Raw genomic sequence first — 13,168 nt, 5'->3', positions numbered from 1 at the left:
CCACCCCGTCTGGAGTGGAAAGCAAATGAGTATCGAAGGGGTCTTGAAGGAAGGGTTTGTCACCACGACGGCAGACAAACTGATCAACTGGACGCGCACCGGGTCGTTGTGGCCGATGACGTTCGGTCTCGCGTGCTGCGCGGTCGAGATGATGCATGCGGGCGCTGCCCGTTATGACCTTGACCGTTTCGGCGTGGTGTTTCGTCCGAGTCCGCGTCAGTCGGACGTGATGATCGTTGCCGGCACGCTGTGCAATAAGATGGCGCCGGCTCTGCGCAAGGTCTACGACCAGATGGCCGAGCCGCGCTGGGTGATTTCGATGGGCTCGTGCGCGAACGGCGGCGGCTACTACCACTATTCCTATTCGGTAGTGCGCGGCTGCGATCGAATCGTACCGGTCGACGTCTACGTGCCGGGTTGCCCGCCTACCGCGGAAGCGCTGGTGTACGGCGTGATCCAGTTGCAGGCCAAGATCCGTCGCACCAACACAATCGCCCGTCAATAAGGCCAACGCCTCCCCCACAATATGGCAAGCAAACTCGAGACCCTGAAAGCGAACCTCGAGGCGGCCTTTGGCGGCCTCCTGTTGAGCACCACCGCGGCAATCGGTGAGTTGACGATCGTCGTGAAGGCGAGCGACTACATTAATGTGGCAACGCGTCTGCGCGACGACCGTTCGCTCGGTTTCGAGCAACTGGTCGATCTGTGCGGCGTCGACTATCAAACCTACGCCGATGGCGCATACGACGGTCCGCGTTTCGCGGCCGTTCTGCATTTGTTGTCGGTGCAGAACAACTGGCGTCTGCGTCTGCGTGTATTCGCACCGGACGACGAAGTGCCGATCATCGCCTCGGTCGTCGATATCTGGAGTTCGGCCAACTGGTACGAGCGCGAAGCATTCGACCTGTACGGCATCGTCTTCGAAGGCCACCCGGACCTGCGCCGCATCCTGACCGACTACGGTTTCATTGGTCACCCGTTCCGTAAAGATTTCCCTGTCTCCGGCTACGTCGAAATGCGTTACGACCCGGAAGAGAAGCGCGTCGTCTATCAGCCTGTGACGATCGAGCCGCGGGAAATCACGCCGCGCGTGATCCGCGAGGATCGCTATGGCGGTCTGAAACACTAAGAGAACGCCATGGCAGAGATCAAGAACTACACGCTCAACTTCGGCCCTCAGCATCCGGCAGCTCACGGTGTGTTGCGCCTCGTGCTCGAACTCGACGGCGAAGTCATCCAGCGCGCCGATCCGCACATCGGTCTGCTGCATCGCGCGACCGAAAAGCTCGCGGAAACCAAAACCTTCATTCAGTCCGTGCCGTACATGGACCGTCTCGACTACGTGTCGATGATGGTCAACGAGCATGGCTACGTGATGGCGATCGAAAAGTTGCTGGGCATCGAAGTGCCGATTCGCGCGCAGTACATCCGCGTGATGTTCGACGAAGTCACGCGGGTGCTGAACCACCTGATGTGGATCGGTGCACATGCGCTCGACGTCGGCGCGATGGCCGTATTTCTGTACGCGTTCCGCGAGCGCGAAGACCTGATGGACGTGTACGAAGCGGTGTCCGGCGCACGGATGCACGCGGCTTACTACCGTCCGGGCGGCGTGTACCGCGATCTGCCCGACGCAATGCCGCAATACAAGGCATCCAAGATTCGCAATGCGAAGGCGTTGTCGAGGATGAACGAGAACCGTCAGGGTTCGCTGCTCGACTTCATCGACGATTTCTTTACGCGTTTCCCAAAGTGCGTCGACGAATACGAAACGCTGCTCACCGACAACCGGATCTGGAAGCAACGTCTGGTCGGTATCGGTGTTGTCAGCCCGGAGCGCGCGCTGAACCTCGGTATGACCGGCGCGATGTTGCGCGGCTCGGGTATCGAGTGGGATCTGCGCAAGAAGCAGCCGTACGAAGTTTACGACAAGATGGATTTCGACATTCCGGTCGGCGTTAATGGCGATTGTTATGACCGATATCTTGTTCGCGTCGAAGAAATGCGCCAATCCACACGGATTGTGAAACAGTGCATTGATTGGCTGCGTAAGAATCCTGGTCCGGTGATGGTCGACAATCACAAGGTTGCGCCGCCGTCGCGGGTCGGCATGAAGTCGAACATGGAAGAGCTGATTCACCACTTCAAGCTCTTCACGGAAGGCTTCCATGTGCCGGAAGGCGAGGCATACGCCGCAGTCGAACATCCGAAGGGCGAGTTCGGTATCTACCTGATCTCGGACGGCGCGAACAAGCCGTATCGCCTGAAGATTCGCGCGCCGGGCTATGCGCACCTGTCCACGCTCGATGAAATGGCGCGCGGTCACATGATCGCCGACGCTGTGACGATCATCGGTACGCAGGACATCGTGTTCGGCGAAGTGGATCGCTAGGACGTATTCATCGGCGCGGGTCTTCAGATTGCATCGAAGCACGCGTCAAGAAAAGGAACGCCGGGTCTGTCGCAGCACGATGTGAGCGACGGGTTTTCGTTCGGTAGGATTTGAAAGAGTCGTGTCTGAAAATGATCTCAGCTGAAGGCCTGAAAGAAATCGATCGTGCGATCGCGAAGTACCCCGCCGATCAGAAACAGTCCGCCGTGATGTCGGCGCTGGCTACTGCTCAGGAAGAGCATGGCTGGCTGTCGCCCGAACTGATGCAGTTCGTCGCGGACTATCTCGGCATGCCGGCGGTCGCCGTGCAGGAGGTGGCTACCTTCTACACGATGTACGAGACCTCGCCGGTCGGCAAGTACAAGATCACGCTCTGCACGAACCTGCCGTGCCAGCTCGGCCCGGACGGCGGCTCCGACAGCGCCGCTGAATATCTGAAGCAGAAGCTCGGCATCGACTTCGGCGAAACCACGGCTGACGGCAAGTTCACCTTGAAAGAAGGTGAGTGCATGGGCTCGTGCGGCGATGCGCCGGTGATGCTGGTGAACAACCATCGCATGTGCAGCTTCATGAGCCGCGCGAAGATCGACCAGCTGCTCGAGGAACTTTCGAAATGACGTCTTTACACGATCGTCACATCAAACCGCTGATTCTCGCCGGCCTGAACGGCGATAACTGGCATCTCGAAGACTATGTGGCGCGCGGCGGGTACGCCCAGCTGCGCCGCATTCTGGAAGAAAAGATTCCGCCCGAGCAGGTGATCGCCGACGTCAAGGCGTCGGGTCTGCGCGGCCGTGGCGGTGCGGGTTTCCCGACCGGCCTGAAGTGGAGCTTCATGCCGCGTCAGTTCCCGGGGCAGAAGTACCTCGTTTGCAATTCCGACGAAGGCGAACCGGGCACGTTCAAAGATCGCGACATCCTGCGCTTCAATCCGCATTCGCTGATTGAAGGCATGGTCATCGGCGCGTACGCGATGGGTATCACGGTCGGCTACAACTATATCCACGGCGAAATCTGGGAAGTCTACAAGCGCTTTGAACAAGCGTTGGATGAAGCCCGTCGCGCCGGGTTCCTCGGCGACAACATCATGGGTTCGGGCTTCTCGTTCGAACTGCATGCGCACCACGGCTACGGCGCCTACATTTGCGGTGAAGAAACTGCGCTGCTCGAGTCGCTCGAAGGCAAGAAAGGCCAGCCGCGCTTCAAGCCGCCGTTCCCGGCGAGCTTCGGCGTCTATGGCAAGCCGACCACGATCAACAACACCGAGACGTTCGCCGCGGTGCCGTTCCTGCTCGCGATCGGTCCGCAGAATTACCTCGAAATCGGCAAGCCGAACAACGGCGGCACGAAGATTTTCTCGGTTTCAGGCGACGTCGAGCGTCCGGGCAACTATGAAATTCCGCTCGGCACCCCGTTCGCGACGCTGATGGAACTGGCCGGCGGCATGCGCGGCGGCAAGAAGATCAAGGCCGTGATTCCTGGCGGCTCGTCGGCACCGGTGATCCCCGGCGAAATGATGATGCAGACCGACATGGACTACGACTCGATCGCCAAGGCTGGCTCGATGCTCGGTTCGGGCGCGGTCATCGTGATGGACGAAACGCGTTGCATGGTGCGTTCGCTGTTGCGTCTGTCGTATTTCTATTACGAAGAGTCGTGCGGTCAGTGCACGCCGTGCCGCGAAGGCACCGGTTGGCTGTATCGCGTCGTGCATCGTATCGAACACGGCCTCGGCCGTCCGGAAGATCTGGATCTGCTGAACTCGGTGGCCGAGAACATCATGGGCCGCACGATTTGCGCGCTCGGCGATGCAGCGGCCATGCCGGTTCGCGGCATGCTCAAGCACTACTGGGACGAATTCGAATATCACGTCGCCCACAAGCATTGCCTCGTCGGCGGTCACGCCGGTGCGGCAGCGGCGTCGGAAACAGTGGCTGCTTGAGTGCCCAGATAAGTACGCTAAATAGCGCAGCAGAACACATCATCCGCGGGATTCATTACCTGAAACGGGCGATGAACTGGGCGAACGATTGAGCGGTAACAGGTTAAGGAAGATTGACCATCATGGTTGAACTTGAAATAGACGGCAAGAAAGTAGAGGTGCCTGAAGGCAGCATGGTGATCCAGGCTGCGCATAAGGTCGACACGTACATTCCTCACTTCTGCTATCACAAGAAGCTGTCGATTGCAGCCAACTGCCGGATGTGTCTGGTCGATGTCGAAAAGATGCCGAAGGCCGTGCCTGCATGCGCCACGCCGGTGTCGGCGGGCATGATCGTGCGCACCAAATCCGATAAGGCAGTGAAGGGTCAGCAAGCCGTGATGGAATTTCTGCTGATCAACCACCCGCTGGATTGCCCGATCTGCGATCAGGGCGGCGAGTGTCAGTTGCAGGATCTGGCGGTGGGCTACGGCAAGTCGGCGTCGCGCTATAGCGAAGAAAAGCGCGTGGTGTTCCACAAGAACGTCGGCCCGCTCATCTCGATGGAAGAAATGTCGCGTTGCATTCACTGCACACGTTGCGTCCGCTTCGGCCAGGAGGTCGCCGGCGTGATGGAGCTCGGCATGCTGGGCCGCGGCGAGCATTCGGAAATCACGTCGTTCGTAGGCAAGACGGTCGACTCCGAACTGTCGGGCAACATGATCGATCTGTGCCCGGTCGGCGCGCTGACCAGCAAGCCGTTCCGCTACAGCGCCCGCACGTGGGAGCTGTCGCGCCGCAAGTCAGTGAGCCCGCACGATTCCGTCGGCGCGAACCTCGTGGTGCAAGTCAAGAACAACCGCGTGATGCGTGTTCTGCCGTTCGAAAACGAATCTATCAACGAATGCTGGATTTCGGACAAAGACCGCTTCTCGTATGAAAGCCTGAACAGTCCGGAACGTCTCACGCAGCCGATGCTCAAGCAAGGCGGCAAGTGGGTCGAGACTGACTGGCAAAGCGCGCTTGAATACGTGGTCAAGGGTCTGAAGGGTATCAAGGGCGACCACGGCGCGAACGCGCTGGCCGCTCTCGGCAGCGTCCACAGCACCGTCGAAGAACTGTTCCTGCTGAAACAACTGGCGAGCGCGGTCGGCACGCCTAACGTCGACTTCCGTCTGCGTCAGTCTGATTTCTCCGCACCCGTCAACGGTGCGCCGTGGCTCGGCACGACGATCGCCGACCTCTCGAACGTCGACGCCGCATTGGTGATCGGTTCGGATCTGCGCCGCGATCATCCGCTGTTCGCCGCACGTTTGCGTCAAGCCGCCAAGAGCGGCACGAAGCTCACGCTCGTGCAAGCCACCAACGACGACGCGCTGATCCCGCAAGCACAACGCGTGGTTGCCGCACCGTCGGCATGGGTCGACGCGCTGGCTGGCATCGCTGGCGCGGTGTCGGAAGCAAATGGCGTGGCACTGCCGGAAGCCTTCGCCGGCACGCAACCGACCGACGCCAACAAACAAGTCGCGAAGTCGCTCGGCACCGGCGAACGCCGCGTGGTGTTGCTCGGCAACGGCGCGGTCCGTCATCCGGATTTCGCCGTGATTCACGCAGCAGCGCAATGGATCGCAGAGGCGACCGGTGCTACGCTGGGTTTCCTCACGGAAGGCGCCAACACGGTCGGCGCGCATCTCGTGAACGCATTGCCGGGCGAGGGCGGCTTGAACGCTCGCGAAGTGTTTGAACAACCGCGCAAGGGGTATGTGCTGCTGAACGTCGAACCCGAATTCGACACGGCCAATCCGGCGCAGGCTTTGGCCGCGCTGAACCAGGCTGAAATGGTTGTCGTGATGTCGCCGTTCCAGACGGGCGCTGATTACGCAGACGTGCTGCTGCCGATCGCACCGTTCACGGAAACGGCCGGCACGTTCGTCAACGCCGAAGGAACAGTGCAGACGTTCAACGGCGTCGTGCGGCCGCTCGGCGATACGCGTCCGGCATGGAAGGTGTTGCGCGTGCTGGGCAGCCTGCTCGGCGTGCCGGGCTTCGAATTCGATACTTCAGAAGAAGTGCGTACGGCAGCACTCGGCGATGGCGAGTTGAAGTCGCGTCTGTCGAACAAGACGGGCGTCACGGTTGCACGTGGCAAGGCAGCGAAGGCAGCAGAAGGCAAGTTCGAGCGTATCGCCGACGTGCCGATCTACCACGCCGACGCGCTGGTGCGTCGCGCTGAGTCGCTGCATCTGACGGCCGCGGCACGCGCAGCGAACTCGGTCGGTCTGCCGGCTGGACTGTTCGACAAACTGGATTTGAAGGAAGGCGACGCAGTGCGCGTGCGCCAGGGCGAGCAATCGGTGCAGTTGCCGGCCGTGCGCGACGCAAATCTTGCGGAGACGGTCGTCCGCGTATCGGCGGCTACGCCTGCCGGTGCAGCGCTGGGCAGCCTGTTCGGTGAACTGGTGGTGGAGAAGGCGTAAATGAGCTTGTTCGATACGATCAACTCGGGCGGCACCCAGCTTCTCGGTGTGGCATGGCCCACGGTGTGGGCACTGGTGCGCATCCTGGTGGTGGCCGTCGTGATCCTGCTGTGCGTGGCTTACCTGATTCTGTGGGAGCGTAAGCTGATCGGCTGGATGCACGTGCGTCTCGGCCCAAACCGCGTCGGCCCCGCAGGTTTGCTGCAGCCGATCGCGGACGTGCTGAAGCTGTTGCTGAAAGAGGTGATTCAGCCGGCTCAGGCTAGCCGCTGGATCTACATGATCGCGCCGATCATGGTGGTGGTGCCGGCCTTCGCGGTCTGGGCGGTAATTCCGTTCCAGGCGGGCGCGGTGCTCGGCGACATCAACGCGGGTCTGTTGTATGCGATCGCGATTTCGTCGGTTGGCGTGTACGGCGTGATCCTGGCCGGTTGGGCGTCGAACTCGAAGTACGCATTCCTCGGCGCCATGCGCGCCGCGGCGCAGATGGTCTCGTACGAAATTTCGATGGGCTTCGCGCTTGTCGTCGTATTGATGACCGCGGGCAGCCTGAACCTGTCGGACATTGTCACTTCGCAAGAGCGCGGCATTTTCGCGAGCTACGGCTTGACCTTCCTGTCGTGGAACTGGCTGCCGCTGCTGCCGATGTTCGTCGTGTACTTCATCTCGGGCATCGCCGAAACGAACCGTCACCCGTTCGACGTGGTGGAAGGGGAGTCGGAAATCGTCGCGGGCCACATGATCGATTACTCGGGGATGGCGTTCGCGCTGTTCTTCCTTGCCGAGTACATCAACATGATCGTGATCTCGGCATTGGCTGCAACACTGTTCCTCGGCGGCTGGAGCGCACCGTTCGGCTTCCTGTCGTTTATCCCGGGCGTCTTCTGGCTCGTGCTGAAGGTTTTCTTCCTGTTGTCGGTATTCATCTGGGCGCGCGCCACATTCCCGCGCTATCGCTATGACCAGATCATGCGTTTGGGCTGGAAGATTTTCATTCCGGTCTGCGTGGTGTGGCTGGTGGTGGTCGGCTTCTGGATCATGTCGCCGTTGAATATCTGGAAATAAAGGGCGGATGAACCCATGACCGCAATCCAAAACTTTTTCAAGACTTTCTTCCTGACGGAGCTGCTCAAAGGCCTCGCGCTGACCGGACGTTACGCGTTCCAGCGCAAGGTGACGGTGCAGTTCCCCGAAGAGAAGACCCCGATTTCGCCGCGTTTCCGCGGCCTGCATGCGCTGCGCCGCTATGAAAATGGCGAAGAACGCTGCATCGCCTGCAAACTGTGCGAAGCGGTGTGCCCGGCGCTCGCCATCACGATCGAATCGGAAACCCGTGCGGACAATACGCGCCGCACGACGCGTTATGACATCGACCTGACCAAGTGCATCTTCTGCGGTTTCTGCGAAGAAAGCTGCCCGGTCGATTCGATTGTCGAGACGCACATTCTCGAATATCACGGCGAAAAGCGCGGGGACCTGTATTTCACGAAGGACATGCTGCTGGCCGTGGGCGATCGCTACGAAGCGGAGATCGCCGCGAACAAGGCAGCCGACGCACCGTATCGTTGAAGCGCTTCTGTTAAAGCGGTAAATGCGGCAGTAAATGCAGCAGTAACACGGCCTGTTGTCGGGCCGAGCGCCGCGGCCTGAGCGCCGCGGCACGGCGCACCTGTGCGGTTGTTCTGGCGGTTTCGGCCGCTTTTGCCCGCCACGTGCCAAAGAACAATGCCTGACGATGGCCTAACGATGAACCGGTAATCATGGAATTCACGACCGTACTGTTCTACATCTTCGCGCTGCTCCTGGTGGTTTCAGGGCTGAAGGTGATCACCTCGCGCAACCCGGTTTCGTCCGCACTGTTTCTGGTGCTGGCGTTCTTCAACGCAGCCGCGATCTGGATGCTGCTGCAGGCCGAGTTCCTCGCGATCCTGCTGGTGCTGGTGTATGTCGGCGCGGTGATGGTGCTGTTCCTGTTCGTCGTGATGATGCTGGACATCAACATCGACGTGCTGCGCAAAGACTTCAAACGCTTCGTGCCAATGGCCACGGTAGTGGGCGCGATCATCGTGATCGAAACCGCACTGATCCTGTGGCACGGCTACGGCGCGACCGCCACGGCGCTGCGTGACACCACGGCTGCCGCAAACGGTATGGCCGACTGGTCGAACACCCGCCTGATCGGCAAGATCATCTACACCGACTACATTTTCGCGTTCGAAGTCGCCGGCCTCGTGCTGCTGGTGGCGATCATCGCGGCAATTGCGCTGACCACAAGCCACAAGAAAGATAGCAAGCGCCAGAACGTCAGCGAGCAGGTCAAGGTACGTGCTCAAGACCGCGTGCGCGTGGTGAAGATGGCATCGGAAAAGACCGCGGCGACCGTCGCGGCGGAAGAAGCCGCAGCAGCGGCAGCAGCGGCCGACTCGGCACCCGCTAAGAACAGCTGAGCGGACAGGAGATAGAAATCATGTTGACCCTTGCTCATTACCTTGTCCTCGGCGCGATCCTGTTTGCGATCAGCATCGTCGGCATTTTCCTGAACCGTCGCAACGTCATCATCATCCTGATGGCGATCGAACTGATGCTGCTGGCGGTGAACACCAATTTTGTCGCGTTCTCGCATTATCTCGGCGACGTGCATGGCCAGATCTTCGTCTTCTTCGTACTGACCGTTGCCGCGGCGGAAGCGGCGATCGGCCTCGCAATTCTGGTGACCCTGTTCCGTAGCCTCGACACGATCAATGTCGAGGATCTCGATCAGCTCAAAGGTTAATTTCAGGGAAAGCGGCTATGTCAACGATACTCAATGAAAACCTGCTGCTGGCGATCCCGCTGGCACCGCTGGCCGGCTGCCTGATTGCGGGGCTGTTCGGGAAAGCGGTAGGGCGAGCCGGTGCGCATTCGGTCACGATCCTCGGCGTCGCGATCTCCTTCATTCTCTCGGCCATCGTCTTTTTCGACGTGCTGAATGGCGCGAGCTTCAACGCGACCGTTTATGAATGGATGTCGATCGGCAAGACGAAGTTCGAGATCGGTTTCCTGGTCGACTCGCTGACCGCGATGATGATGTGCGTGGTGACTTTCGTGTCGCTGATGGTGCACATCTACACGATCGGCTACATGGCCGACGACGACGGCTACCAGCGCTTCTTCTCGTACATCTCGCTGTTCACGTTCTCGATGTTGATGCTCGTGATGAGCAACAACTTCCTGCAGCTGTTCTTCGGCTGGGAGGCGGTGGGTCTGGTGTCGTACCTGCTGATCGGCTTCTACTTCACGCGTCCGACGGCGATCTACGCGAACATGAAGGCGTTCATCGTGAACCGTATCGGCGACTTCGGGTTCCTGCTCGGTATCGGCCTGCTGTTCGCGTTCGCCGGTTCGATGAACTATGGCGACGTCTTCGCGAAGCGCACCGAACTCGCGGCATTGACTTTCCCAGGAACAGACTGGGGTCTGCTGACGGTGTCGTGCATTTGCCTGTTCATCGGCGCGATGGGTAAGTCGGCGCAGTTCCCGCTGCACGTCTGGCTGCCGGATTCGATGGAAGGCCCGACGCCGATTTCCGCACTGATTCACGCGGCAACCATGGTGACGGCCGGTATCTTCATGGTCACGCGCATGTCGCCGCTGTTCGAACTGTCGGATACGGCGCTGTCGTTCATCACGATCATCGGTGCGATTACAGCGTTGTTCATGGGCTTCCTCGGGATTGTCCAGAACGACATCAAGCGCGTGGTGGCTTACTCCACGCTGTCGCAACTCGGTTACATGACGGTCGCACTTGGCGTGTCGGCCTACCCGGTCGCCGTGTTCCACCTCACGACGCACGCGTTCTTCAAGGCGCTGCTGTTCCTCGGCGCGGGTTCCGTGATCATCGGCATGCACCACGACCAGGACATGCGCAACATGGGCGGCCTGCGTAAATACATGCCGATCACGTGGATCACGTCGCTGATCGGTTCGCTGGCGCTGATCGGTACGCCGTTCTTCTCGGGCTTCTATTCGAAAGACTCGATCATCGACGCAGTGAAGCTGTCGCATCTGCCGGGTTCGGGTTTCGCGTACTTCGCTGTGGTGGCGAGCGTGTTCGTTACTGCGCTGTATTCGTTCCGTATGTACTTCATGGTGTTCCACGGCAAGGAGCGCTTCCGCGATCCGAAGCATCCGGATTCGCCGATGGGCATCGAAGCGGCAGCGCATGCGCATGACGGTCACGGCCATGACGCGCACGCTCACGGCCATGGCCACGACGACCACGCACACGAGCCGCATGAAACGCCGTGGGTGGTGTGGCTGCCGCTGGTGCTGCTGGCGATTCCGTCAGTGGTGATCGGTGCGATCGGCATCGGTCCGTTGTTGTTCGGCGACTTCTTCCAGCACGGCGTGGCATTCGACAAGGTGATTTTCATCGGCGAAAACCATCCGGCGCTGCATGAGATGGCTGAAGAATTCCAGGGCTGGGCGTCGATGGGTCTGCACTCGGTCTCGGGTCTGCCGGTTTGGCTGGCACTCGCAGGTGTGGTGGTCGCGTGGTTCCTGTACCTGGTTCGTCCTGATCTGCCGGCTGTCATCAAGCGCGCGTTCGGTCCGATCTACACGCTGCTCGACAACAAGTACTACATGGACAAGATCAACGATGTCGTGTTTGCGCGGGGCGCTGTGGCGATTGGCCGTGGTCTCTGGAAGGAAGGCGACGTCGTGGTCATCGACGGCATTGTCAATGGCAGCGCACGCTTTATCGGCTGGTTTGCCGGCGTGATCCGCTTCCTCCAATCCGGCTATATCTACCACTACGCGTTTGCCATGATTATCGGCATGCTGGGGCTCCTGACCCTGTTTGTAACGCTCGGCGGCAAATAAGGCGAGGGACACTAATGCACGCTTATCCGATTCTCAGTATTGCGATCTGGTTGCCGATCCTCGTAGGTCTCCTGATTCTGGCTATTGGTTCCGACCGGAACCCGGCGCCGGCGCGCTGGATTGCGTTGATCGGCTCGGTCGTCAGCTTCATCGTGACGATCCCGCTGATTACCGGTTTTGATTCGAGCACCGCCGATCTGCAGTTCGTCGAAAAGGCGAACTGGATCGAGCGCTTCAATATCACGTACCACCTGGGTGTCGACGGCATCTCGATGTGGTTCGTCGTGTTGACGGCATTGATTACGGTGATCGTCGTGATCGCCGGATGGGAAATCATCACGAAGAACGTAGCGCAGTACCTCGCTTCGTTCCTGATCCTGTCCGGCATCATGGTCGGCGTGTTCAGCGCAGCGGACGGCATGCTGTTCTACGTGTTCTTCGAAGCGACGCTGATTCCGATGTACATCATCATCGGCGTGTGGGGTGGGGCGAACCGCGTGTATGCGGCGTTCAAGTTCTTCCTGTACACGCTGATGGGCTCACTGCTGATGCTGGTCGCGTTGCTGTACCTGTACATCGAGACCGGCACGTTCGATCTGGCTACATGGCAGAACGCGCAGATCGGCATGACGCCGCAGATATTGATATTTATAGCGTTCTTCATGGCCTTCGCCGTGAAGGTGCCGATGTGGCCGGTTCACACGTGGTTGCCTGACGCCCACGTGGAAGCGCCAACCGGCGGCTCGGTCGTGCTGGCCGCGATCATGCTGAAGCTGGGCGCCTACGGTTTCGTGCGCTTCTCGCTGCCGATCGCACCGGACGCGAGCCACTTCCTCGCGCCGGTTGTCATCACGCTGTCGCTCATTGCGGTGATCTACATCGGTCTGGTCGCGATGGTGCAGGCCGACATGAAGAAGCTGGTCGCGTATTCGTCGATCGCGCACATGGGTTTCGTGACGCTCGGCTTCTTCATCTTCAATCAGCTCGGCATGGAAGGCGCGATCGTGCAGATGATCTCGCACGGCTTTGTGTCGGGCGCGATGTTCCTGAGCATCGGTGTGCTGTACGACCGGATGCACTCGCGTCAGATCGCCGATTACGGCGGTGTCGTGAACGTCATGCCGAAGTTCGCGGCGTTCGTGATGCTGTTCTCGATGGCCAATTGCGGCTTGCCGGGCACCTCCGGTTTCGTCGGCGAGTTCATGGTGATTCTGGCTGCTGTCCAGTACAACTTCTGGATCGCAGGCGGTGCGGCTGTCACGCTGATTCTCGGCGCGGCCTACACGCTGTGGATGTACAAGCGCGTGTACTTCGGCGCGATCGTCAACGATCATGTGAAGAGCCTCATCGACATCAATCGCCGCGAATTTTTCATGCTGGCAGTGCTCGCTGCACTGACGCTTTTCATGGGCCTGTATCCGAAGCCCTTTACCGATGTGATGCACGTATCCGTGGAAAACCTCCTCTCCCACGTCGCGCAGTCCAAACTGCCGTTGCCGCAGTAATGCAGAGCGG

The 13,168-nt window shown here is 59.9% G+C and carries 12 protein-coding genes; all 12 read left to right on the top strand.

Annotated elements, in window-relative coordinates; translation table 11 throughout:
* Positions 1–25 precede the first annotated feature (25 nt).
* Positions 26–505, top strand: a complete 480-nt coding sequence (locus P0D84_RS14310; protein WP_006052903.1) for a NuoB/complex I 20 kDa subunit family protein — start codon at positions 26–28, stop codon at positions 503–505.
* Positions 506–526: 21 nt separating this feature from the next.
* Entirely contained in the window at positions 527–1,129 is a 603-nt protein-coding gene (locus tag P0D84_RS14305; RefSeq protein WP_408337345.1) for an NADH-quinone oxidoreductase subunit C, read from the top strand.
* Positions 1,130–1,138: 9 nt separating this feature from the next.
* Positions 1,139–2,392, top strand: a complete 1,254-nt coding sequence (locus P0D84_RS14300; RefSeq protein ID WP_408234761.1) for an NADH-quinone oxidoreductase subunit D — start codon at positions 1,139–1,141, stop codon at positions 2,390–2,392.
* Between the two features lie 131 nt (positions 2,393–2,523).
* Entirely contained in the window at positions 2,524–3,009 is a 486-nt protein-coding gene (nuoE, locus tag P0D84_RS14295; RefSeq protein ID WP_054034960.1) for an NADH-quinone oxidoreductase subunit NuoE, read from the top strand.
* Positions 3,006–4,334 (top strand): NADH-quinone oxidoreductase subunit NuoF, encoded by a 1,329-nt coding sequence (nuoF, locus tag P0D84_RS14290; RefSeq protein ID WP_408337343.1) that lies wholly within the window; start codon positions 3,006–3,008, stop codon positions 4,332–4,334. The genes nuoE and nuoF overlap by 4 nt, the downstream gene beginning before the upstream one ends.
* Positions 4,335–4,456: 122 nt before the next feature.
* Entirely contained in the window at positions 4,457–6,790 is a 2,334-nt protein-coding gene (gene nuoG, locus P0D84_RS14285; RefSeq protein ID WP_408337341.1) for an NADH-quinone oxidoreductase subunit NuoG, read from the top strand.
* Positions 6,791–7,855, top strand: coding sequence for an NADH-quinone oxidoreductase subunit NuoH (gene nuoH, locus P0D84_RS14280; RefSeq protein ID WP_408337339.1), 1,065 nt, complete (start codon positions 6,791–6,793; stop codon positions 7,853–7,855).
* Positions 7,856–7,870: 15 nt separating this feature from the next.
* A complete protein-coding gene (nuoI, locus tag P0D84_RS14275; protein ID WP_175150600.1) occupies positions 7,871–8,359 on the top strand; it encodes an NADH-quinone oxidoreductase subunit NuoI in 489 nt (162 codons plus the stop codon).
* A 191-nt stretch (positions 8,360–8,550) separates the two neighbouring features.
* A complete protein-coding gene (locus tag P0D84_RS14270; protein ID WP_179741651.1) occupies positions 8,551–9,237 on the top strand; it encodes an NADH-quinone oxidoreductase subunit J in 687 nt (228 codons plus the stop codon).
* Positions 9,238–9,257: 20 nt separating this feature from the next.
* Positions 9,258–9,563 carry an NADH-quinone oxidoreductase subunit NuoK gene (gene nuoK, locus P0D84_RS14265; RefSeq protein WP_006052894.1) on the top strand — a complete coding sequence of 102 codons (306 nt, stop codon included), beginning with the start codon at positions 9,258–9,260 and terminating at the stop codon, positions 9,561–9,563.
* Between the two features lie 17 nt (positions 9,564–9,580).
* Entirely contained in the window at positions 9,581–11,653 is a 2,073-nt protein-coding gene (gene nuoL / locus P0D84_RS14260) for an NADH-quinone oxidoreductase subunit L (protein ID WP_408337336.1), read from the top strand.
* A gap of 14 nt (positions 11,654–11,667) precedes the next feature.
* Positions 11,668–13,158 (top strand): NADH-quinone oxidoreductase subunit M, encoded by a 1,491-nt coding sequence (locus P0D84_RS14255; protein WP_408337334.1) that lies wholly within the window; start codon positions 11,668–11,670, stop codon positions 13,156–13,158.
* Positions 13,159–13,168: the final 10 nt, after the last annotated feature.

This window comes from Paraburkholderia sp. RL17-337-BIB-A (genome assembly GCF_046025895.1).
In the GTDB taxonomy this organism is placed as follows: Bacteria; Pseudomonadota; Gammaproteobacteria; order Burkholderiales; family Burkholderiaceae; genus Paraburkholderia; species Paraburkholderia fungorum_C.
Note: the sequence above shows the minus strand (reverse complement) of the source record. Positions and strands in the feature narration are given on the sequence as shown.

What these genes read in the sequence shown, in the direction of transcription:
- nuoH (WP_408337339.1), top strand. Translation starts at nt 6,791, where the DNA reads ATGAGCTTGTTCGATACGATCAACTCGGGCGGCACCCAGCTTCTCGGT.
- P0D84_RS14305 (WP_408337345.1), top strand. Translation starts at nt 527, where the DNA reads ATGGCAAGCAAACTCGAGACCCTGAAAGCGAACCTCGAGGCGGCCTTT.
- nuoG (WP_408337341.1), top strand. Translation starts at nt 4,457, where the DNA reads ATGGTTGAACTTGAAATAGACGGCAAGAAAGTAGAGGTGCCTGAAGGC.
- P0D84_RS14310 (WP_006052903.1), top strand. Translation starts at nt 26, where the DNA reads ATGAGTATCGAAGGGGTCTTGAAGGAAGGGTTTGTCACCACGACGGCA.
- P0D84_RS14300 (WP_408234761.1), top strand. Translation starts at nt 1,139, where the DNA reads ATGGCAGAGATCAAGAACTACACGCTCAACTTCGGCCCTCAGCATCCG.
- nuoL (WP_408337336.1), top strand. Translation starts at nt 9,581, where the DNA reads ATGTCAACGATACTCAATGAAAACCTGCTGCTGGCGATCCCGCTGGCA.
- nuoF (WP_408337343.1), top strand. Translation starts at nt 3,006, where the DNA reads ATGACGTCTTTACACGATCGTCACATCAAACCGCTGATTCTCGCCGGC.
- nuoE (WP_054034960.1), top strand. Translation starts at nt 2,524, where the DNA reads ATGATCTCAGCTGAAGGCCTGAAAGAAATCGATCGTGCGATCGCGAAG.
- P0D84_RS14270 (WP_179741651.1), top strand. Translation starts at nt 8,551, where the DNA reads ATGGAATTCACGACCGTACTGTTCTACATCTTCGCGCTGCTCCTGGTG.
- nuoI (WP_175150600.1), top strand. Translation starts at nt 7,871, where the DNA reads ATGACCGCAATCCAAAACTTTTTCAAGACTTTCTTCCTGACGGAGCTG.
- nuoK (WP_006052894.1), top strand. Translation starts at nt 9,258, where the DNA reads ATGTTGACCCTTGCTCATTACCTTGTCCTCGGCGCGATCCTGTTTGCG.
- P0D84_RS14255 (WP_408337334.1), top strand. Translation starts at nt 11,668, where the DNA reads ATGCACGCTTATCCGATTCTCAGTATTGCGATCTGGTTGCCGATCCTC.